This window comes from Bacillus sp. TH50, from assembly GCF_016650565.1.
GTDB classification, from domain to species: domain Bacteria; phylum Bacillota; class Bacilli; order Bacillales; family Bacillaceae_G; genus Bacillus_A; species Bacillus_A mycoides.
In genome coordinates this window covers 1,114,521-1,134,908 of the sequence record NZ_JAEKFM010000003.1, presented here as the reverse complement: position 1 = coordinate 1,134,908, position 20,388 = coordinate 1,114,521, and the positions used below count along the sequence as shown (strand labels likewise).

22 protein-coding genes and 2 pseudogenes are annotated in these 20,388 nt (G+C 35.8%); 18 read left to right on the top strand and 6 right to left on the bottom strand.

From position 1 onward, the window contains the following. Positions 1-117 precede the first annotated feature (117 nt). The 4 genes from JFU23_RS05915 (at position 118) to JFU23_RS05900 (ending at position 5,049) form a co-directional block, all read left to right on the top strand. Entirely contained in the window at positions 118-1,731 is a 1,614-nt protein-coding gene (locus JFU23_RS05915; protein WP_201031590.1) for a long-chain fatty acid--CoA ligase, read from the top strand. 123 nt (positions 1,732-1,854) lie between these two features. Continuing rightward, on the top strand, positions 1,855-2,430 hold the full coding sequence (locus tag JFU23_RS05910) for a biotin transporter BioY (protein ID WP_201031589.1): 576 nt from the start codon (positions 1,855-1,857) through the stop codon (positions 2,428-2,430). 65 nt (positions 2,431-2,495) lie between these two features. Continuing rightward, entirely contained in the window at positions 2,496-3,959 is a 1,464-nt protein-coding gene (locus JFU23_RS05905) for an acyl-CoA synthetase (RefSeq protein WP_201031588.1), read from the top strand. Beyond that, positions 3,952-5,049 (top strand): acetyl-CoA C-acyltransferase, encoded by a 1,098-nt coding sequence (locus tag JFU23_RS05900; RefSeq protein WP_201031587.1) that lies wholly within the window; start codon positions 3,952-3,954, stop codon positions 5,047-5,049. Before JFU23_RS05905 ends, JFU23_RS05900 begins: the two co-directional genes overlap by 8 nt. Before the next feature lie 7 nt (positions 5,050-5,056). On the opposite strand, the gene JFU23_RS05895 is transcribed toward JFU23_RS05900, so the two are convergent. Continuing rightward, on the bottom strand, positions 5,057-5,638 hold the full coding sequence (locus JFU23_RS05895; protein ID WP_002033539.1) for a DUF6434 domain-containing protein: 582 nt from the start codon (positions 5,636-5,638) through the stop codon (positions 5,057-5,059). A gap of 104 nt (positions 5,639-5,742) precedes the next feature. Here JFU23_RS05895 and JFU23_RS05890 point away from each other — a divergent pair. Continuing rightward, positions 5,743-6,097 (top strand): annotated as a pseudogene (locus tag JFU23_RS05890) (NUDIX hydrolase). Between the two features lie 217 nt (positions 6,098-6,314). On the opposite strand, the gene JFU23_RS05885 reads toward JFU23_RS05890, so the two are convergent. Then, positions 6,315-7,517, bottom strand: a complete 1,203-nt coding sequence (locus JFU23_RS05885; protein ID WP_201031586.1) for an alanyl-tRNA editing protein — start codon at positions 7,515-7,517, stop codon at positions 6,315-6,317. Positions 7,518-7,649: 132 nt separating this feature from the next. On the opposite strand from JFU23_RS05885, the gene JFU23_RS05880 reads away from it, so the two are divergent. Continuing rightward, positions 7,650-8,042, top strand: coding sequence for a hypothetical protein (locus JFU23_RS05880; RefSeq protein WP_002137716.1), 393 nt, complete (start codon positions 7,650-7,652; stop codon positions 8,040-8,042). An 84-nt stretch (positions 8,043-8,126) separates the two neighbouring features. Next, on the top strand, positions 8,127-9,365 hold the full coding sequence (locus JFU23_RS05875; RefSeq protein WP_061676016.1) for an MDR family MFS transporter: 1,239 nt from the start codon (positions 8,127-8,129) through the stop codon (positions 9,363-9,365). Positions 9,366-9,410: 45 nt separating this feature from the next. On the opposite strand, the gene JFU23_RS05870 is transcribed toward JFU23_RS05875, so the two are convergent. Both JFU23_RS05870 and JFU23_RS05865 read right to left on the bottom strand, forming a co-directional pair. Next, positions 9,411-9,797 carry an Hsp20/alpha crystallin family protein gene (locus JFU23_RS05870; protein WP_002033545.1) on the bottom strand — a complete coding sequence of 129 codons (387 nt, stop codon included), beginning with the start codon at positions 9,795-9,797 and terminating at the stop codon, positions 9,411-9,413. Between the two features lie 125 nt (positions 9,798-9,922). Beyond that, positions 9,923-10,066, bottom strand: a complete 144-nt coding sequence (locus JFU23_RS05865) for a small acid-soluble spore protein P (RefSeq protein WP_002014281.1) — start codon at positions 10,064-10,066, stop codon at positions 9,923-9,925. 121 nt (positions 10,067-10,187) lie between these two features. Between JFU23_RS05865 and JFU23_RS05860 the strand changes: the two genes are divergently transcribed. Then, positions 10,188-10,451, top strand: coding sequence for a hypothetical protein (locus JFU23_RS05860; protein WP_002014282.1), 264 nt, complete (start codon positions 10,188-10,190; stop codon positions 10,449-10,451). A 46-nt stretch (positions 10,452-10,497) separates the two neighbouring features. Continuing rightward, the gene (gene pdaB / locus JFU23_RS05855; protein WP_080683322.1) at positions 10,498-11,223 is read left to right on the top strand and encodes a polysaccharide deacetylase family sporulation protein PdaB; all 726 of its coding nucleotides are present in this window, start codon (positions 10,498-10,500) and stop codon (positions 11,221-11,223) included. A gap of 37 nt (positions 11,224-11,260) precedes the next feature. On the opposite strand, the gene sspO is transcribed toward pdaB, so the two are convergent. Continuing rightward, positions 11,261-11,410 (bottom strand): small acid-soluble spore protein O, encoded by a 150-nt coding sequence (sspO, locus tag JFU23_RS05850; protein WP_002033549.1) that lies wholly within the window; start codon positions 11,408-11,410, stop codon positions 11,261-11,263. Between the two features lie 289 nt (positions 11,411-11,699). Here sspO and acnA point away from each other — a divergent pair, with 289 nt between their 5' ends. From acnA to JFU23_RS30520, 3 genes are all read left to right on the top strand, one after another. Further along, positions 11,700-14,423: an aconitate hydratase AcnA gene (gene acnA, locus JFU23_RS05845; protein WP_061676017.1), complete on the top strand. Its 2,724-nt coding sequence runs from the start codon at positions 11,700-11,702 to the stop codon at positions 14,421-14,423. A 263-nt stretch (positions 14,424-14,686) separates the two neighbouring features. Continuing rightward, positions 14,687-14,947 (top strand): hypothetical protein, encoded by a 261-nt coding sequence (locus JFU23_RS30525; RefSeq protein WP_242483495.1) that lies wholly within the window; start codon positions 14,687-14,689, stop codon positions 14,945-14,947. Positions 14,948-15,104: 157 nt separating this feature from the next. Further along, positions 15,105-15,326, top strand: a complete 222-nt coding sequence (locus JFU23_RS30520; RefSeq protein WP_307873342.1) for a CPBP family intramembrane glutamic endopeptidase — start codon at positions 15,105-15,107, stop codon at positions 15,324-15,326. A 148-nt stretch (positions 15,327-15,474) separates the two neighbouring features. On the opposite strand, the gene JFU23_RS05835 is transcribed toward JFU23_RS30520, so the two are convergent. Then, a protein-coding gene (locus tag JFU23_RS05835; protein ID WP_374191743.1) for an IS1182 family transposase occupies positions 15,475-16,937 on the bottom strand; the annotation gives its coding sequence in 2 pieces (ribosomal slippage) (positions 15,475-16,376 and positions 16,376-16,937; 1,464 coding nt in all). Positions 16,938-17,041: 104 nt separating this feature from the next. On the opposite strand from JFU23_RS05835, the pseudogene JFU23_RS05830 reads away from it, so the two are divergent. From JFU23_RS05830 to sspN, 6 genes and pseudogenes are all read left to right on the top strand, one after another. Further along, positions 17,042-17,284: pseudogene (locus tag JFU23_RS05830) on the top strand (ABC transporter ATP-binding protein); the annotation flags it as partial. Between the two features lie 179 nt (positions 17,285-17,463). After that, complete coding sequence (locus tag JFU23_RS05825; protein WP_201031585.1) at positions 17,464-18,132, top strand: transposase; 669 nt, start codon at positions 17,464-17,466, stop codon at positions 18,130-18,132. A 164-nt stretch (positions 18,133-18,296) separates the two neighbouring features. Beyond that, complete coding sequence (locus tag JFU23_RS05820; RefSeq protein ID WP_002190375.1) at positions 18,297-18,872, top strand: TlpA family protein disulfide reductase; 576 nt, start codon at positions 18,297-18,299, stop codon at positions 18,870-18,872. Positions 18,873-18,987: 115 nt separating this feature from the next. Then, complete coding sequence (locus JFU23_RS05815; protein WP_201031584.1) at positions 18,988-19,935, top strand: 3'-5' exonuclease; 948 nt, start codon at positions 18,988-18,990, stop codon at positions 19,933-19,935. Positions 19,936-20,066: 131 nt separating this feature from the next. Further along, complete coding sequence (locus JFU23_RS05810) at positions 20,067-20,210, top strand: FbpB family small basic protein (RefSeq protein ID WP_002014298.1); 144 nt, start codon at positions 20,067-20,069, stop codon at positions 20,208-20,210. Between the two features lie 43 nt (positions 20,211-20,253). Continuing rightward, entirely contained in the window at positions 20,254-20,388 is a 135-nt protein-coding gene (gene sspN / locus JFU23_RS05805) for an acid-soluble spore protein SspN (protein WP_000527988.1), read from the top strand.

Here is a 20,388-nt window from a genome sequence, read left to right as displayed (position 1 = left end):
TTCTGAATTATTTCCAAAGAAATAATTCAGAAAATACAGAAAAATATCGTAATTATTTGTAGGAGTCTGTTATAATATACAGAAATGAAAACGCTTTAAAGGGAGGCTATAAACAATATGATGATGAATGTACCGCTAACAATTAGTTCTATGATGGAAAGAGCAGAGAAACTGTTTTCGAAGAAAGAAATTGTTTCACGGACACATGATACAGTTACGACGTTAACGTATAAGCAGTTAGGTGAAAGGACGAGAAGACTTTCAAGTGCGCTAAAAAAATTAGGAATTAAAGAAGGCGAGCGTATAGGAACGTTAGCGTGGAATCATCATCGACATGTGGAGGCGTATTTTGCTATTCCAGGTATTGCTTCCGTTTTACACACAATTAATATTCGTTTATCTCCTCAACATATTTCATACATTATTCAGCACGCAGAAGATCGAATTCTACTTATAGATGAAGATCTCGTACCACTTGTTGAAAATATTCAATCACAATTATCAACTGTACAAGCCTACATTATTATGACTGATAAAGATGAACTTCCCAATACTACGCTAGAACCTGTATATCATTATGAAAAGCTATTAGAAGAAGGCGATCCAACTTTCCAATTTGTAAAAGATATTGATGAAAATACACCTGCTGGTATGTGTTATACGTCAGCGACTACAGGAAACCCAAAAGGTGTTGTATATACGCATCGTAGTACTGTATTGCATTGTATGGCACTCGGTTTAGCGGATACAGCTGCTTTATCGGAAAGTGATGCGGCGATGGCAATTGTACCGATGTTCCATGTGAACGCTTGGGGGCTTCCTTTTGCAGCTACTTGGTTTGGAACTAAACAAGTTCTGCCAGGACCAATGTTTACTCCAAAAATTTTATTAGAGATGATTCAAGCTGAAAAAGTAACGATAGCAGCAGGTGTGCCGACAATTTGGCTCGGTGTATTACAAGAGTTAGAAAATAATAGTTACGATTTATCTAGTATAACGAGAATATTATGCGGTGGTGCAGCTGCACCGAAAAGCGTTATTAAAGCATTTGAGCAAAAATATAATGTTCCTTTCGTACATGCATATGGTATGACTGAAACAAGCCCACTCGTAACACTTGCACGTTTAAAAAGTTATGAAATAGAATTATCATATGAAGAGCAATTAGAAATCCGCTCAAAACAAGGATATCTTGTCCCTGGTGTAGAGATGAAAGTAGTCGGTACAAATGGTGAAGTGAAGTGGGATGGTACTGAGATGGGAGAGTTATGTTTACGAGCACCTTGGATCGCTGAAAGCTATTATAACGATGATCGTACTGTCGAAGGATTCCGAGACGGTTGGTTATATACTGGTGATGTTGTTACAGTTGATGAGGAAGGCTGCGTGAAAATTGTTGATCGTACGAAAGATGTTATTAAAAGCGGGGGAGAATGGATTTCTTCAGTGGATCTTGAAAATGCTTTAATGGCACATGATGCTATATTTGAAGCGGCTGTCGTTGCAATTCCTCATCCGCAGTGGCAAGAACGCCCAGTTGCCTGCGTTGTTCAAAAGAAAAATAGTACGGTTACAAAAGAAGAAATATATGAGTTTTTAAAACCGCAGTTTGCGAAGTGGTGGTTACCAGATGATATTGTATTTATGGAAGAAATACCGAAAACATCTGTTGGGAAGTTTTTAAAACAGGCACTTCGAAAAGAACTTGAGCATTTGCATAAAGAGAAATAATTGAATTTATATTTGTAAACCAATGTTAAAAATAAGTTGACAAAAAGCTAGTGAAAAGATAATATAACTCCTATAATATGTTACCTAAAAATCATTTTAAGTTTACAAATAGGAGAAGCAAATATGAATACAAAAAACTTAGTTTTCGTCGCTTTATTTAGTTCTATTATGGGAGTGTTAGGGTTAATACCTCCAATTGCTCTTGCTATTACACCAGTTCCGATTACATTACAATCACTTGGTGTTATGCTTGCTGGCGGGTTGTTAGGCTCACGCCTTGGCGCATTAAGTCAGCTTATTTTCTTACTAATAGTTGGAGTTGGAGCACCATTACTTGCTGGTGGACGCGGTGGTCCAGGCGTATTTGTTGGACCGAGTGCAGGATATTTACTTGGTTATATCGTTGGAGCGTTTGTCATTGGTTATTTAATTGAGCGTTTACGTGAAGTTTCTATTATAAAGGTATTATGTATTAATATAATTGGTGGTATTTTCGTAGTTTATGTATTTGGTATTATTGTACAAGCTTTCTTTATGGATGTTTCTATATGGCAGACGATGAAAGTAAGTGTTGTATTTTTACCAGGTGATTGCATAAAGGCGATTATAGCAGCATTTCTTGTAACGAAATTACATCGTTCATTGAAACATATTATTACGCCTGCTTTGAAGAATAAAAAAATTACAAATGCAGGGTAAGAAAAAGGAGAAACACGTTACTTGCGTGTTTCTTTTTATTATTTTGTAAAGAAAGGACGTCTCATATGGGGATTACAAAAGAATATAAAAAGTATGCCTCTTTACAACCAAATAAAATAGCGATTAAAGAAAATGATAGAGTATTAACATATAAAGGTTGGTTTGAGTCAGTATGTAAAGTAGAAAACTGGTTGAATGAAAAAGAATCGCAGAATAAAACGATAGCAATTGTATTAGAAAATAGTATGGAGTTTTTACAACTATTTGCGGGTTCCGCGATGGCTGGATGGGTTTGTGTGCCGTTAGATATAAAGTGGAAAGAGGATGAGCTCAAAGAAAGAATTGCAATTAGTAATCCGGATGTGATTGTGACAGAGCGATATAAGGTAAATGATCTACCGGATGAAGAAGGAAGAGTAATTGAAATTGATGAGTGGAAAAGAATGATAGAGAACTATCTTCCTACATATAATCCTGTAGAAAGTGTACAAAACGCTCCTTTTTATATGGGATTCACATCAGGATCGACTGGAAAAGCAAAAGCGTTTTTACGTGCTCAACAGTCGTGGGTACATAGTTTTGATTGTAATGTACATGACTTTCATATGAAAAAGGAAAATTCTATTTTAATAGCTGGGACGCTCGTTCATTCTCTTTTCTTATACGGGGCAGTAAGTGCATTGTTTTTAGGGCAAACGGTACACATAATGAGAAAGTTTGTACCAGTTCAAGTGCTATCTAGTATAAGGATAGAGAATATTTCTGTAATGTATACAGTTCCTACAATGCTTGAGTCTTTGTATAAAGAAAATAAAGTAATTGAAAGTGAAATGAAAATTATTTCGTCAGGAGCCAAATGGGAAGCTGAAGCAAAAGAGAAGATGAAGAATGTGTTTCCTTATGCAAAAAGATATGAGTTTTATGGTGCGTCTGAGCTAAGCTTTGTAACGGCATTGGTTGATGAAGAGAGTGAAAGAAAACCGAATTCAGTAGGGAAACCTTGTCATAATGTACAAGTTCGAATATGTAATGAAGCAGGAGAAGAAGTACAGACAGGTGAGATAGGAACTGTGTATGTGAAAAGTGATCAATTTTTTATGGGCTATGTATCGGATGGAGCTATAATCCCGCAATTGTCCGAAGGTGGCTGGATGACAGTGCAGGATGTGGGCTACCAAGATGAAGAAGGCTTTATATATATAGTGGGTAGAGAGAAGAATATGATTTTATTTGGAGGAATTAATATTTTCCCAGAAGAAATAGAAAGTGTATTACATGAACATACAGCTGTTGATGAAATAGTTGTAGTTGGTGTGAAAGATAGTTATTGGGGTGAAAAACCTGTCGCCATCGTAAAAGGAAGTGCTACGAAGCAACAATTAAAAAGTTTTTGCTTACAACGATTATCCTCGTTTAAAATACCGAAAGAATGGCATTTTGTAAATGAAATACCGTATACAAATAGCGGGAAAATCGCTCGTATTGCAGCAAAAAATATGATTGAAAACCTGGAGGGAATATATGAATAGAGCGGTTATTGTAGAAGCGAAAAGGACACCTATTGGTAAGAAGAATGGGATGTTGAAAGATTATGAAGTTCAGCAATTAGTAACGCCGCTTCTTACGTTTTTAAGTAAAGGAATTGAGAGAGAAATAGACGATGTTATATTAGGGAATGTTGTTGGACCGGGAGGTAATGTTGCAAGATTATCTGCTTTAGAAGCTGGGCTTGGTTATCATATACCTGGTGTAACGATTGAACGGCAATGCGGAGCTGGATTGGAAGCAATTCGTACTGCGTGTCATTTTATTCAAGGGGATGCAGGTAATTGTTATATTGCTGGGGGCGTAGAGAGTACAAGTACGTCACCTTTTCAAAATAGAGCGCGGTTTTCACCTGAAACAATTGGGGATCCAGATATGGGATTGGCGGCTGAGTATGTTGCAGAGCAATATAACATAACAAAAGAGATGCAAGATGAATATGCTTGTCTTAGCTATAAAAGAACGCTGCAAGCATTAGAAAAAGGATATATACAAGAAGAGATATTACCTCATTATTTTAATGGATTATTAGATGAATCTATAAAACGAGAAATGAATTATGAAAGAATGATTAAAAGAACAAAGCCCGCATTTTTGAAAAATGGTACAGTAACGGCAGGTAATTCGTGCGGTGTAAATGATGGAGCATGTGCTGTTCTTGTAATGGAAGAGGGGCAAGCCCGAAAATTAGGATACAAGCCTGTACTTCGTTTCGTTCGTAGTGCTGTAGTTGGCGTGGATCCCAATCTTCCAGGGACTGGTCCGATATTTGCGGTGAACAAATTATTAAACGAAATGAATATGAAAGTAGAGGACATCGATTATTTTGAAATAAATGAAGCATTTGCTTCAAAAATTGTTGCTTGTGCAAAGGAGTTACAAATTCCTTTTGGAAAATTAAATGTAAATGGTGGAGCAATTGCGCTCGGTCATCCGTACGGTGCATCTGGAGCTATGCTTGTGACACGTTTGTTTTATCAAGCACAAAGAGAGCATATGAAATATGGAATTACGACGTTAGGAATTGGTGGTGGAATAGGGCTTGCGCTATTATTTGAGAAAGTAGAAAACTAGAAAGGGACTAGTTTTCTACTTTTTGAGGAATATAAGCATTACTACCAGGTTTTGCTTTTATTTCATTCCAAGCAGCGATAGCATCAGCTTTTGATTTCCCTTTGTTATTTGGATCTTCGAAAAAGTCGCGAGTGAAACGATTGTATTCAAACTGCGCGCTGATAGTTGTTTTGTATGTAGGATCTTTTTTTCGTTCGTTTTCTTCATACCAAAACGTTATCGCGTCTTCATATGTTTTTCCAACATTCTCTTTAAAAAATTTTTGAAGAGCTACTGTAAAGCGGAAGTTTGCTCCGATTTTTTCTTTGAAAAAAGAACGAACATCTTCGCTACAGCGGTGATTGTTAGTAATAATCGTTTGAAGAGAAAGTTCTTTATAAGAGAGGGAAGCTTTACTCACCTTTTGACTAGAGCTGTTTTTTAATATTTTACCAGTATGTAAATAATGTGAGATACGCTCGGTTATTTCAATCTTAGAGCCACTAGCTGACAAACCATGCTCACGACAAAATGTTTGGAGTTCTGCTTTTAACCAATAAAAGTTTTGGAAATCTTCAAGTGATATAGACTTTGTTAAAGGTGGACGCATAGATGTAACAACTTCTTTCTTCCATAATTTTCTTTAATTATAAAACATATGTTCTTTTTGTGGAAGGATTAATTTGTAAATATAACGGGAAGAGGAGATTACATATGGAAAGTGTAATGCAAGTTCGTGTTACGGGAATTTTAATTGAAGATGAAAAAGTATTGCTAGTAAAGCAAAAAGTTGCTAATCGCAATTGGTCTTTACCTGGGGGAAGGGTAGAGAATGGTGAAACGTTAGAAGCAGCGATGATTCGAGAAATGAGAGAAGAAACCGGATTAGAAGTTAAAATTAAGAGACTACTCTATGTTTGTGATAAACCAGATGCTAGTCCATCTTTATTACATATTACGTAAAGAATTGAGTAGATATGGTTTTTCTGAGAAGTTCATTAAACTTGCATCTGAAAAGTTCTTGAACGCAGGAAGTTATCAAGGGTTAAAACAAAATATTGGTTTGTAAACATAAGAGGAGGCTGTTATTTTAGAACAGCCTCCTCTTACTCTATAAGTTGTGTTTATTGTCGTATTTTGTTGGGAAATCGATATTTTTTATAGAATCGTTCATATAATTTCATTTACTGTACTACTGTACTACTGTACTACTGTACTACTGTGCACGAAGCAGAAAAGAGAAGTGGATGTCACACAGTTCAATGACATCCACTTTATAAAATAATCTACACTTCTGACTGTAAAGAAGAAACAAGTTGATTTAAAAATTCGTTCCCACTCATAATTGCTTTCCCACCACCACGAGCACTCTTTTTATTGCCTCCGCCTTTGCCTTCAATTGTAGGAAGGGAATCTTTTAAAAGTGTATTCATATCGAGTGTCACTGCTTTACCACAAGCGAGAATACATTGTAATTTCTCCTCATTTTCAATAACGAAATATGTAATTGCGTGTTCTTGTTGTTCCGTAATAATAGCAGCTAGTTTTGCGACTTCTTGCATAGAGCGATTTGTAAATGCTCGAGAGATAAGTGTTCCAGCATATATTTCTGCAGGTTGTTGTAATAGTTCATTTGCTTCTACAAATAATAGTTTTTCATTCATTGCTTGTACTGCCTTTTCGTTTTCTTTTTGAGAGGTAAGAAGTTGTGCTACTTTTGCTGGAATATCAGTGTCGCTACTGTTCAATTGTTTAGAAACATCTTTCATAATTTGTTGATGTTGTCCCATTAATTTAAGAGAGCGCCAACCAGCGATAAATGTTAAGCGTATACCACCTTTATTGCGCTCCCATCCTAGTACTTGAATAGGGCCTACTTCACCTGTATGTTTCGGGTGTGTTCCACCACAACCGTTGTAGTCATAGTTTTCGATGATAACAACCCGTATATTTTCTGTCATAGTTGGCTCTTTGCGAAGGGGTAATGCTTTGGCCTCTTCTAAGTTCATCCATTTAATACGAATAGGGTGGTTTTCAAAAACAATTTGATTAGCAATTTGTGCGGCCTTCTCAACAGTTTCTGTAGAAAGATTGGCAGTTTCTAAATCAATGGTTATAGTTTCTTTTCCAAGATGGAACCCGATTGTCGGTATGTTAAAGTGATCCCAAAAAGCAGCGGATAAAATGTGCTGAGCTGTATGTTGTTGCATATGGTCAAAACGGCGCTCCCAATCTATTTTACCTTCTACTTCTTCTGTATGTAATTGTTCTATTATGAAATGACGAATTTCTCCATTTACTTCTTCAACGTTAATTACCGGAATACCATTTAAAGTTCCAGTGTCATGTGGTTGTCCGCCGCCTGTTGGATAAAATGCAGTTTCATTTAAGACAACATATAAGTTTCCTTCTGTATCATGCTCTTGTTTTATAACTTTAGTAGTAAAGTCTTTCTTATAAGCGTCGATGTAATATAATTTTTTCTCCAATTTTCTTTCCCCTTTCGTGTTAGCTAGTTTCATTGTAAAGCAATTGAAATTAGTTTCCTAATATTTCAGAAGAAAGAAACTTTTTTTAGAATTTTCTTGCTATAATAAGAAGAAAATGCGGGGGGAATGAAAATGCCATATGAAAACGGCGTAGATAAGTTGCTTAGTTTAAGCAGAAATATTTCCGAATTATATCGAGAATTAAATGAGATGACCCGGATTTTAACGGATTGTAATCGAGAAAGTGTGAAATTTGATCGGTTATATGTAAAGGAGTTACTTTGGAAAAAAGAAGATGTCATAGAGAAGTATGAACAATTACTCGTCCAGCTTTGTATTAATGAATGCTTTGATTTAAAAAGTGTAATTACTGGCGAATATAAGTATACATATGAAGAAGTAGAAAGCATTGTTTTAGAATTTAATGAAAAGTATAATGTAGCTATTTTAATTAAAGATGTTTGTAAAGAACTACAGTTTACATACGGAATTGATATGGAAATAACGAGAACAGCTCGGGTATAAACATCTCAAGTGTAGAAAAAGGAAAAAGAAAGCAGATCCTTTGCTTTCTTTTTTTATGTAAGAAAAGGGAGAGTAGGTTTAAAGATGAAGGGGAAGTTACAAAATATTCATCCACTTGGAATGAGTATCATTATAGGGACATTATTTGCTAGGTTTGCAACTTCAATGAGCATTCCTTTTTTAGCGATTTATTTAACGACTGTTAAAGACGTATCGGCTGGAATGACCGGTGCTATCATTGGAACGAGTGCGCTTGTTGGAGTGTTTGCTAGTTTTATTGGAGGCAATTTATCGGATCGATTTGGTCGAAAGATGATTATAATATGGTCCATGATTGTTTGGGTGTTTGTATTTATAGGATTTTCAGTTGCAGATCATGTTTTGAGTTTCTTTCTATTAAACGCTTTGAATGGATTATGTCGTTCTTTTTTTGAACCGACATCAAGAGCTTTATTATCAGATTTAACGAAACCAGAGTATCGTTTACTCGTATATAATTTGCGTTACGGTGCAATAAATGTTGGAGTAGCGATGGGTCCACTTGTTGGATTACAGATTGGAAGTGCAAAATCAACGATTCCTTTTTTAGTAGCCGCTGGAGTGTACATTTTATATACAGTTATATTAGCGTTTCAATTTAAGAAATATCCACTTGATAAAAAGAAAGTAACTACAGAAAATCCGGTCACAATGTTAAGTGCGGTTCGGATTTTGCGAAAAGACATAGTATTTTTAGTTGCTTTAGTCGGAATCATTTTGAGTAATAGTGGTTTTTCACATTTAACGACGACACTATCTCAATATTTTGCAAACGCACATATATTTCAAGATGGAGTAAAGTTGTTCTCATATATGCTAACTTTAAATGCGGTTACAGTAGTAGTTATTCAATACCCTGTTATTCAAATGTGTAAAAAGTATACGCCGTTAGCATCTATTATGGTTGGAACGTTATTTGTGAGCGGGGGATTGTTTGGATTTGGACTAGTAGAATCTATGTTAGGGGCTGCTATATGTACAATTATTTTTACATTCGGAGAAGTATTAATGTTTTCAATGACAGATGTATTTATTGATGAGATAGCTGTTTCACATTTGAAAGGGACATATTTTGGAGCTATGGGCTTTTCAGGAATTGGAGTAGTAATTGGTCCTTGGTTTGGCGGGATACTTCTCGATCATTATGGATATCAAAATGGCTTTATAGTATTTTTAACATTAGCTATATTTTCAAGCATAGCGTTCCCAGTTCTTTTAGTGACAAAAGGTTTAATGAAAAAAAGATATATTAGAAATTCTAAAATAGAAATACATGCGAAATAACATGAGCCCGAGCAAACTAAAATGTTGCTCGGGCTTATATTTATATCAATCGTTAATTCGAAAAAAGACTTTCTCTTCATGCTTATTGGCAACTTCGTTTTTGGAAATATGAATGGCTAAATATCCATTCTCTAAACAGGCTAGCATCTTGTTATAAATGATATTAGTAGGTAAAGGAACAATCCGCTGTAAAGAAGTGTTTTTATAAAGTATACAAATGTTTAGGCCTGTCTCCATCTTTTTAATGAGTACATTTTGTGCAGTTGCATTTGGTACATCTGTTTCCAAAATGTATTCTTGCTCTGTTTCACAAAGGTCAATATGAATTTGATTTGGAAAACTAAAGTTACTACAAGAATCAGAACAAAATTGATCCATCCATTCTTCGAAACCATCAACATGAAAAAGACAATCCTTCTTTTTCTTGCCCATGAAAGACACCCTCCGTAAAATCTCAATTCATACTATGTTATGCATGAATGAAATGGAGGTGAAGAACAAATAGAAAAATATAAACATTTTATGTGAAAGATACAGTGTGTGTGAATACTTTTGCTTTACATATCATGATGTGCATGATTTTTTTGACGTGAATGATTACGATTTTTAACTTTGTGAGATCCACTTAAAGGTTCGGGCTGTCCAGAAGATTGCCCTTTTTTCTCGTTTTGACGATTAGATTGATTATTGTTTTTACCCATTGTATTTTACACCTCCTCTCCCTATTTAGAATGAGAGAAGTTTGCGAATTTATACGAGAATGTTTTTTGAGAAACGGGTAAAGATAAGTAGGACTAACTCATATAGGAAGGGGAAAGTGTTATGCCATATCATAAAGATAAGCAACAGGCTTTTCAGGCTGCGCAGCAAGGGGTTGTTCAAGCGGAAAATATATTCAATAATATTGTGAAAAATGACCCGAATTACGGCCATGATTTAAAAGAGTTACGCCAAGAAGTGCAAGAGGCGTACGAACAGATTCAAAATGCACTTGAAGTAGCATCAGAAACGCAGCGTCCACAACTTGAGCAATATGAAAGTAATCTCCAAAATATTATGCGAAATGTAGATCAAATAGAAAAGTGAAAAAGGTTGTTGTGAATTCAACAACCTCATTACTTTTAGTGCTACTATGCTGAAACGAAAAATTATTCTATCAATTTTTTCTTTAATTTGTGCAGTACATATATTTCAAGTGGACAAAGTGGAAGCTAAAATGTTGTTAAGAAAAGAGCTAGAGCCAACTGGCTATGTAACATGGGAAGTGCCAAATAATGAAAAAATTATCGCAATTACATTTGATGATGGACCGGACCCAACTTATACACCGCAAGTATTAGAGTTATTACGTCAATATAAAGCGGAAGCGACTTTTTTTATGATTGGCTTTCGAGTTCAGCGTAATCCGTACTTAGTAAAGCAAGTGTTGAAAGAAGGGCATGAAATCGGAAATCATACGATGAATCATTTGTATGCGAGTAATTCATCAGATGAAAAGTTAGAACATGATATTTTAAATGGAAAGCAATATTTTGAAAAATGGGTGAAAGAACCTTTATTGTTCCGTCCACCAGGTGGATATATTAATGATGCTGTATTTACTACGGCAAAAAGAGCTGGGTATCAAATTGTTCTATGGTCATGGCATCAAGACCCTCGTGATTGGGCGAATCCAGGTACAGAATCCATAGTCAATCATGTTGTGAAAAATGCTAAAAGTGGAGATATTGTACTGTTGCACGATGGAGGAAGTGATCGTAGTCAAACAGTGGCGGCATTAGCAAAAATTTTACCTGAGCTGAAAAAGCAGGGTTATCGATTTGTAACAGTTTCGGATTTGTTACGTTATAAACATTAGAGAAAATCCCAAAAGGTATACCTTTTGGGATTTTTCGTTACTGATTCTTTTTTCGTTTTTTATTATTTTGTCGCTCTGCCGGAGTTAAAGGTTCATTTGCGAACTCTTCATTATAGCCAGTTCCTTGCCCTTGGGCGGATGCAGCATTCATTCCTGAAATAATATGATTGGCTTTTCTTTTACCCATTTTTCTCACCTCTATAATGTTTTTTATAGACGAACCATGAGTCGTTCATAGCATATATGAACGTAAAGTAAAACGCTGAAAGAGTGCTTTACTTTATAGTAATAGTATTAATAAAGAGCATGGACACTATTCAAATTTAGAAAGATAAAGAAAACTTATGATAATCCATAAGTTTCTTATTATTTACTTATTTAGAAAGTTGTAATAAGATATTATCGTAAGGTATTGAAAAGTTTGTCTACATTTTATATTCAGACAAATTAGTCACGTTTAACAGGGGGGAAACATAATGGTCAAACATAATCCATTTCAATCACGTGCAACTTTTGAACTAGATGGAAAGACGTATCATTATTATCAATTGAAAGCGCTTGAAAACGCAGGGGTTGGCAACGTATCTCAATTACCATATTCCGTGAAAGTTTTACTTGAATCTGTACTTCGTCAAGTAGACGGACGCGTAATTACAGAAGAACATGTTACAAATTTAGCGAAATGGGGAACGAAAGATGTTCAAGATATCGATGTTCCGTTTAAACCATCTCGCGTAATCTTACAAGACTTCACAGGTGTTCCAGCTGTTGTAGATTTGGCTTCGCTTCGTAAAGCAATGGCAGATATGGGCGGAGATCCTGATAAAATTAATCCAGAAATTACTGTAGACCTTGTAATTGACCACTCTGTACAGGTTGATAGAGCGGGTACAGCGGACTCGCTTGCATTCAACATGGACTTAGAGTTTAAACGTAATGAAGAACGTTATAAATTTTTAAGCTGGGCACAGAAATCATTTGATAACTACCGTGCAGTTCCACCAGCAACAGGTATTGTACACCAAGTAAATCTTGAATATTTAGCACCGGTTGTTCATGCGGTGAAAAATGCTGAAGGTGACTTAGTTGCATACCCAGATTCATTAGTTGGAACTGATTCACATACAACAATGATTAATGGTATTGGTGTTCTTGGATGGGGCGTTGGTGGTATTGAAGCAGAAGCAGGAATGCTTGGACAGCCTTCATATTTCCCAGTACCTGAAGTAATCGGTGTGAAATTAACTGGTACACTTCCAAGTGGTACAACAGCAACCGATGTTGCATTAAAAGTAACACAAGTGTTACGTCAAAAAGGTGTAGTTGGTAAATTTGTTGAGTTCTTCGGTAGTGGACTAAAGAGCATGCCTTTAGCTGACCGTGCAACAATTTCAAATATGGCACCAGAATACGGTGCAACTTGTGGATTCTTCCCAATCGACGATATTTCATTAGAATACTTACGTTTAACAGGTAGAGATGAAGAGCAAATTCGCATTGTTGAAGAATATTGTAAAGCAAACGGTTTATTCTATACAGCAGATAGTAAAGATCCAATCTATACTGATCTTGTTGAAATTGATTTAAATACAATCGAATCTAACCTTTCTGGACCGAAACGTCCGCAAGATTTAATCCCGCTTTCAAATATGAAAGAGGAGTTCCATAAAGCTGTTGTAGCACCAGTTGGAACACAAGGACTTGGATTCAATGAGCAAGAGTTTGATAAAGAAGTGAAAGTTACATTGAAAGATCAAGAAGTAACGATGAAAACAGGTGGAATTGCAATCGCTGCAATTACAAGCTGTACAAATACGTCAAATCCGTACGTGTTAATTGGAGCAGGGTTAGTTGCGAAGAAAGCAATTGAAAAAGGACTTAAAGTACCTGGTTACGTAAAAACATCGTTAGCACCAGGATCTAAAGTTGTTACAGAGTACTTAGATAAGTCTGGTTTAACAACGTATTTAGATCAATTAGGTTTCCAAACAGTTGGTTACGGCTGTACGACTTGTATCGGTAACTCTGGTCCATTAGCAGAGGAATTAGAAGAAGCAATCGCAGCAAATGATTTATTAGTAACATCTGTTTTATCTGGTAACCGTAACTTTGAAGGTCGTATTCATCCACTTGTAAAAGCAAACTACTTAGCATCACCACCACTTGTTGTGGCATATGCACTTGCAGGTACTGTTGATATTGACCTGAAAAATGATGAAATCGGTAAAGATGTAAATGGTAATGCTGTTTACTTTAATGATATTTGGCCAGCAGCTAAAGAAATTGAAGATGTAGTTCAAAGTGTTGTTACATCTGAATTGTTCAAAAAAGAATATGCGCAAGTATTTAACAGCAATGAGCGCTGGAATGAAATCCAAACTTCAAATGAAGCTTTATATACTTGGGATAATGATTCAACATACATTCAAAACCCACCGTTCTTCGAAGGATTATCTAAAGAGCCGGGTGAAGTTGAAACGTTATCAGGTTTACGCATAGTTGGTAAATTTGGTGATTCTGTAACGACAGACCACATTTCACCAGCAGGTTCAATTGGTAAGCACACGCCAGCTGGACGTTATTTACTAGAAAACGGCGTACAACCAGTCGACTTTAACTCTTACGGTTCTCGTCGTGGTAACCATGAAGTTATGATGCGTGGTACATTTGCAAACATCCGTATTAAAAACCAAATCGCACCAGGAACAGAAGGCGGATATACAACATATTGGCCAACTGGTGAAGTAACATCTATCTATGATGCTGCTATGAAGTATAAAGAAGATGGCACAGGCCTTCTAGTTATTGCTGGTAAAGACTACGGTATGGGAAGTTCTCGTGACTGGGCTGCGAAAGGTACAAACTTATTAGGTATTAAAGCAGTAATCGCAGAAAGCTTCGAGCGTATTCACCGCAGTAACTTAGTATTAATGGGCGTATTACCATTACAATTTAAAGATGGCGACAGTGCTGAAACATTAGGTCTTGTTGGTGACGAGTCATTTGAAATTCAAATTGACAAAACGGTTAGACCACGCGATCTTGTAAAAGTAGTTGCAATCGATGCAGAAGGAAAAGAGAAGCAATTTGAAGTAGTAGCTCGTTTCGATAGTGAAGTTGAAATTGACTACTACCGTCACGGTGGTATCTTGCAAATGGTTCTTCGTTCGAAAATCGAAGAGTCTAAAGTGTCAAACTAAAAGGATTCAACAATATTTGTTGAATGTATATTTTAAAGAGGGATGAGATTTTCTCATCCCTCTTTAGTATGAAAAAACATCGGCATATTTAAAGACCTCTAAGTGGAAAACTTATTGTCAGTTAATGTGGGATGGATTAAAGTGTTTTGTAAAATTAAGGGAGAATTAAAGTTGCATATCCTATGTTAATGGTAAAATTAAATGAAAGAAATATTCAGATGATAAAAAAATTAAAATGCTAGTTACTGTAAAAGAGGTGGAATATGCCAAAAAGATATTGGGGAGTCATAATTACTTACATACTGTTTTACTTGTCCATTTATTTATTCGAACCGATTTTTATAACTTTATTTAATTTAACAACGGAAGCGGCCAATGCCTATGGTAGAATCTTAGGTTATTTTTTAGCTTTCATAGTAATTTTAATATTAATGAAACCAGATATTGAAAGAGGTTCTTCTGATGCTTATCCGCCAAAAAAACTGTATTATGGTGTATCTATGGTGTTCTTATTTATTTTTTAGTTCAAGCTATTTATGGATTAATAGCTATTGTTGTATTTAATATGGATCCTAACTCAGAACACTCAGAAATGATAAAAAATAATGTTATATCTTTCCCATTTAGAATAGTGAATATTGCAATTTTGGGACCTATAATGGAAGAGATTCTAACAAAAAAATCATTCTTGATACGTTACGTAAACGAACAAATATCTACATTGCTTGCTTAATTACGTCTCTTGTATTTGCATTACTTCATATGGAGTTAGCAAGTGTTATTCCTTATACTTTAGCGGGATTGGTGTATGCTTTTTTATATGTAAAAACGAATAGATTAATTGTTCCTATCGTTGTTCATATGACAATAAATACACTTGCTATTTTAATGAAACTTATATAGTAATACATATCGGCATTTAATAGGTCGTTGGCAGAAGAATATCCCTAGATAAAGTAGTGATTTTTATTTTATGTTTTGGAACTTAGGTTTTTAAAAGAACATGAGTAAACAAAGAGGAAAGGGATGAAACCATTTGGTTTCATCCCTTTCAGAGTGTTGGGAAACCCTTTAGGGTTCCCAACACTCTGGAATCTTTTTTGATTTTAGCGAAAGAAAACAACAAAAAATAGTAGAATTTAGAAAAATAGCCCTCCACCAACCCCTTTTTGGTTAGATGGAGGGCTATTTTTTTCATGTTTTGACAAGCGGCGGTGAGGTAAGCCTGCATTTGGACAGATTTCAGCCCTCGAAACCGAGCATATCGATAGCCATGTAGTTCTTTTGCATCCGCAAAGCTTCGCTCTATAGTTGAACATCGTACTTTATACAACTTTTTCCCTGTAGCTGTTAGTTTGTTTTTTCTAGCGATATCTTTATATTTCTCCCATATATGATGGGTGATAACTTTTTGTTTTTGTTTCTTTGAAAAGCATACCTCACGTAGCGGACAAACAGCGCAGTCTTCTGGATTCGATTTATATTGACGATATCCTTCGCGATCCGTTGTCGCATATTCTAAAATACATCCCATCGGACAAGCAAATGCATTCATTTCTTCTACATATTTAAATTGGCTTTTCGGTACTTCTTTATTTCTCTTTCCAAATCGGCGATACCCCATCACCATAAATATATTTCTTTCTGATAACTTCTTACAGATATATCCTGTAAAATAGCCTGCATCAAGAGCTACAGCTTCCACTTCAAATCCGAATTTATCAACTTGAGCTTGTAGACGTGCTAAATACGGCTCGGAATCTGCCATATTTCCAGCCGTTATATAGGTATCTGTAATAATATTGTACTTCGCATCAGTCGTACGATGATCTAAAAAATGAAAACCGTTCGGTTTTCCATCTCTCATTAAAAATCCACTATCTGGATCCGTTGTACTTATCCGAGTTTTTTTAGTAGGGGTATCACTTTCCTTTCTAGGTTTTAATTCTTTTTTCCGTGCGCCTCACGATCTTCGATTACCGCAGCTTCTAGTTCATCTATATAGAACTTTGCCTTTTCTTTTTTATATTTATGTACAAATTTATTTTTATTGGCATTGGCCTTAATGTGTGTGGAATCTGTCATCAACGCACGTCCTCCTACCATACGGCGCTCCGTCGCTTGTCTCACAATCTCATCAAAAATTTCTTCGAAAATATTTGTATGAACGAAACGAGTACGGCGATTCCAACTGATTGTAGAATGATCTGGAATTGTATCTGATAGAGAGAACCCTAAAAACCAACGGTAGGCAATGTTCGTTTTAATCTCCTTTTCCAATTGACGCTCAGAACGAATACCATAAAAATATCCAATAAACATCATCTTAAATAAAACGATAGGATGGATTGACGGACGGCCATTGTTTTCACAATAATAAGGGCGTAACTTCTCCTCAATAAAATCAAAACTAATTGTCGCTTCAATCGCACGAAGGAAATGATCTTGTGGAACCAATTCTTCTACAGAAACAGATACACGCTCGTCGCGATGATTTTTTAAAGCACCCATCATAAGAAATCTCTCCTTTTCCTCTTTTTTATCAGTGTTGACACATAAAAAGAGGTTCAGACACAAAAATAGGCTGTGGAGAAGGCTTTCTCCACAGCCTGAAAGGGATGAAACCATTTGGTTTCATCCCTTTCCTTTTATTATGCAAAATTGGGGGAATGACAATGAATGAGTATAGAAGAATAATGTTGCCGCTGTTGCAAGAAAAGCTATTGCTAATTAGTGCGATTTGTAGCGGAATAGTAGCTGCCATTTTAAATTTATCCCGTCCGCTATTTATGGGGCTAATTGTAGATAACCTTATTCAGCGGGAGTTAAAAGGTACGTATGTATATATTGCTTTGTTTGCGCCATGGCTTTGCTTGGCATATTGGTACAACTCTGGATTGAACTTACCGTTCCTCGCCACCGTTGTACGTGCTGCGGCTTTACATTTACATATGATTATGGACTTGGGTTAATTCGTTCTTCCACGGCTTCATTTCGCCGTGAAATTGTGTGTCGTTGTCATTGGCGCACCTTGTCAGATGTGGCACGAGAATATGGTGTTCCTTATACGACATTAGAACGCTGGTTTTATTTCTATGCGCCCGAACAACTTGTTGAAGAAGAGGCGCAACACATTTGTGTAGATGAGTTTGCGATACGTAAAGGGCATTCTTATGCGACAAGCGTGTTAAATGCAGAAACTGGACGTATTTTGGCGATTGCCTCGGTCTTATCGAAGGTAACAGGAAACATCAAAGCGGTGGTTAGTGATTTTGCACCAGCCGTGGCGAATGCAATTCAATCCGTTTTTCAAAAAGCGGTTCACGTACTGGATCGCTTGCATTTAATCCAGTTTTTCACTGAAGCATTACGTAGACGCAGACGTTATTTAAATGAAGCGAAAAAGCATCACAAAGTACGTTTTATCGATCGTTGCCTTGCACGTCGTCCGCGTAATTTAACCGAGGAAGAAAGAGGATTTATCGTGCAATGTGGTGTTGTTTCAAAAATCGTTAAAACCTTGATTGCACGTGAAAAAGCATTACTTGATACGATTCTTTCACCACTTTCAAATGGCATTATGGAAGGCACAAATAATGAAATTAAACTAATCAAAAGACGTGGTTTTGGTTATAGAAATGATAGTCATTTCTTCCTACGTCTTCGCTTGGAAACGGGCGTTGATTTTGTCACCCACAACTTTCGGTGATGAACTAATTATGTGATAAAAAGGGAAATATTTCATCTGCACTATAAATATTCTAACTATTTCGACTGTGAATATTTCCAAGCTTGTCCGTATAAGCTAAAATAAGGTATATAGCATTTTGGTGATTATGTAATAAAAAGATAAACACGTAAGGGTGATATAATATGTGGCGGAAGCTTACCATTATTGTAGTGTTACTTTGTTTAGCGGGATATGCAGCTTATGAACAGTTTGGTAAAGAGGATCAAGTAATGCAAGAAAAGCCTGCCAAAAGTGAAGCTGCTATGAAAGAGATTTTCGCAAGGAACGGTATTGAAATTGGAAAGAGCGCACCAGATTTTGAATTAGCAAAGATAGATGGAACGAATGTAAAGTTATCCGATTTAAAAGGAAAGAAAGTTATTTTAAACTTTTGGGCAACGTGGTGTGGGCCTTGTCAGCAAGAAATGCCTGATATGGAGGCCTTTTATAAAGAACATAAAGAAAACGTAGAAATTTTAGCTATAAACTATACTCCTTCAGAAAAAGGAGGGGGAGAAGAAAAGGTAAGGAACTTCGCTAAAGAAAAAGGAATTACTTTTCCTATTTTATTGGACAAGAACATTGATGTGACAACAGCGTATAAAGTAATTACCATTCCAACTTCTTATTTTATTGATACAGAAGGCGTTATTCAAGATAAGTTTATTGGACCGATGACGCAAAAAGAGATGGAGAAACGGATTGCTAAATTAAAATAACGGTGAAAAGGTGGAGATGGAATATAATCATTTCTGCCTTTTCTTTTTCAAGTAGTGAAAGCTTCGTGATATGATAAAAGAAATATAAATGTTTAGAGATAAAGGAGTGTCTGGAGTGGGGAATGTATCCTTACCGTTAGATTATGTTGTAATTGATTTTGAAACAACAGGATTTAACCCTTATAATGATAAAATTATTCAAGTTGCAGCAGTGAAATATCATAATCATGAACTAGTAGATCAATTTGTTTCCTATGTGAATCCGGAGCGTTCAATTCCGGACCGAATTACGAGTTTAACAGGTATTACGAATTATCGTGTTTCAGACGCACCAACAATTGCAGAAGTATTGCCTTTGTTTTTGGCATTTCTAGATACAAATATTATCGTGGCACATAATGCTTCTTTTGATATGCGTTTTTTAAAGAGTAATGTAAATATGCTTGGACTACCTGAGCCTAAAAATAACGTTATTGATACTGTGTTTTTAGCGAAAAAATATATGAAGCATGCGCCTAATCACAAACTTGAAACGTTAAAACGAATGCTTGGAATTCGCTTAAGTTCTCATAATGCATTTGACGACTGTATTACGTGTGCGGCTGTTTATCAAAAATGTGCAGCCGTTGAAGAAGAAGGAAAAAGAAAAGCGAATAAGGAAGTACTTGATGAAACAGCGGTATTTGAAGCGGTAAAAGAAATGCTTGTACGAAATAAACGTGATATTGAGTGGATTCGTTGTATGAATGTTGGGAGTTATTTAGATATAAAAGCTTTTTACCCAATTATAAGGTTAAAGGTCAAAGGGCGAAAGAAATATGTGTTAACAGAAAAAATGGAAGACGATGTAAGAGAAATTTGTACGAGCTTAACATACGAGGCAGCATTGAAAAGTGAGATTGGCAACACGAGAATTATGATTGACAGTGTAGAAGACATTTTGAAGCTAGAGAGCTACATTGTAGCAGAATACGATTCTGTATTACGAACGTTGGATGAATATAGAGCAAATAAAGTAAATGCGGATGAAGAAATTAAAAAATATTTAAATACGATGGTGTAAAAAATCCCATGTGCAATATATGCGCATGGGATTTTTTATCAAAACATAAAATTTTCTTGCAAATCTGATTAAAGAGTTTTTCATTTGCTCATACTATGTAATAAGAAAGCGTAGAAGAAAGGGTGAGCAACATGAGAAGAAGTCGCCGTAGATCGTTTGAAGAACTTGTAAATGAAAATAAACAACAATTATTAAGCGATCGTGATGCAATGGATCGAATTGAAAAACGAATTGAAAAACGTTATGAAATGAAACTTTTTAAGCAGGCTGAATAATTCTTAACACTAGTACGATACTAGTGTTAAGGAGGCGATAGTAATGGGTAATCCGAAAAAGAATTCAAAAGACTTTGCACCAAATCAAATTGGAACACAATCGAAAAAAGCTGGTGGCAATAAAGGGAAGCAAATGCAAGACCAAACTGGCAAACAACCAATTGTTGATAACGGTTAA

What these genes read in the sequence shown, in the direction of transcription:
- JFU23_RS05915 (WP_201031590.1), top strand. Translation starts at nt 118, where the DNA reads ATGATGATGAATGTACCGCTAACAATTAGTTCTATGATGGAAAGAGCA.
- JFU23_RS05910 (WP_201031589.1), top strand. Translation starts at nt 1,855, where the DNA reads ATGAATACAAAAAACTTAGTTTTCGTCGCTTTATTTAGTTCTATTATG.
- JFU23_RS05905 (WP_201031588.1), top strand. Translation starts at nt 2,496, where the DNA reads ATGGGGATTACAAAAGAATATAAAAAGTATGCCTCTTTACAACCAAAT.
- JFU23_RS05900 (WP_201031587.1), top strand. Translation starts at nt 3,952, where the DNA reads ATGAATAGAGCGGTTATTGTAGAAGCGAAAAGGACACCTATTGGTAAG.
- JFU23_RS05895 (WP_002033539.1), bottom strand. Translation starts at nt 5,638, where the DNA reads ATGCGTCCACCTTTAACAAAGTCTATATCACTTGAAGATTTCCAAAAC.
- JFU23_RS05880 (WP_002137716.1), top strand. Translation starts at nt 7,650, where the DNA reads ATGCCATATGAAAACGGCGTAGATAAGTTGCTTAGTTTAAGCAGAAAT.
- JFU23_RS05875 (WP_061676016.1), top strand. Translation starts at nt 8,127, where the DNA reads ATGAAGGGGAAGTTACAAAATATTCATCCACTTGGAATGAGTATCATT.
- JFU23_RS05870 (WP_002033545.1), bottom strand. Translation starts at nt 9,797, where the DNA reads ATGGGCAAGAAAAAGAAGGATTGTCTTTTTCATGTTGATGGTTTCGAA.
- JFU23_RS05865 (WP_002014281.1), bottom strand. Translation starts at nt 10,066, where the DNA reads ATGGGTAAAAACAATAATCAATCTAATCGTCAAAACGAGAAAAAAGGG.
- JFU23_RS05860 (WP_002014282.1), top strand. Translation starts at nt 10,188, where the DNA reads ATGCCATATCATAAAGATAAGCAACAGGCTTTTCAGGCTGCGCAGCAA.
- pdaB (WP_080683322.1), top strand. Translation starts at nt 10,498, where the DNA reads ATGCTGAAACGAAAAATTATTCTATCAATTTTTTCTTTAATTTGTGCA.
- sspO (WP_002033549.1), bottom strand. Translation starts at nt 11,410, where the DNA reads ATGGGTAAAAGAAAAGCCAATCATATTATTTCAGGAATGAATGCTGCA.
- acnA (WP_061676017.1), top strand. Translation starts at nt 11,700, where the DNA reads ATGGTCAAACATAATCCATTTCAATCACGTGCAACTTTTGAACTAGAT.
- JFU23_RS30525 (WP_242483495.1), top strand. Translation starts at nt 14,687, where the DNA reads ATGCCAAAAAGATATTGGGGAGTCATAATTACTTACATACTGTTTTAC.
- JFU23_RS05820 (WP_002190375.1), top strand. Translation starts at nt 18,297, where the DNA reads ATGTGGCGGAAGCTTACCATTATTGTAGTGTTACTTTGTTTAGCGGGA.
- JFU23_RS05810 (WP_002014298.1), top strand. Translation starts at nt 20,067, where the DNA reads ATGAGAAGAAGTCGCCGTAGATCGTTTGAAGAACTTGTAAATGAAAAT.
- sspN (WP_000527988.1), top strand. Translation starts at nt 20,254, where the DNA reads ATGGGTAATCCGAAAAAGAATTCAAAAGACTTTGCACCAAATCAAATT.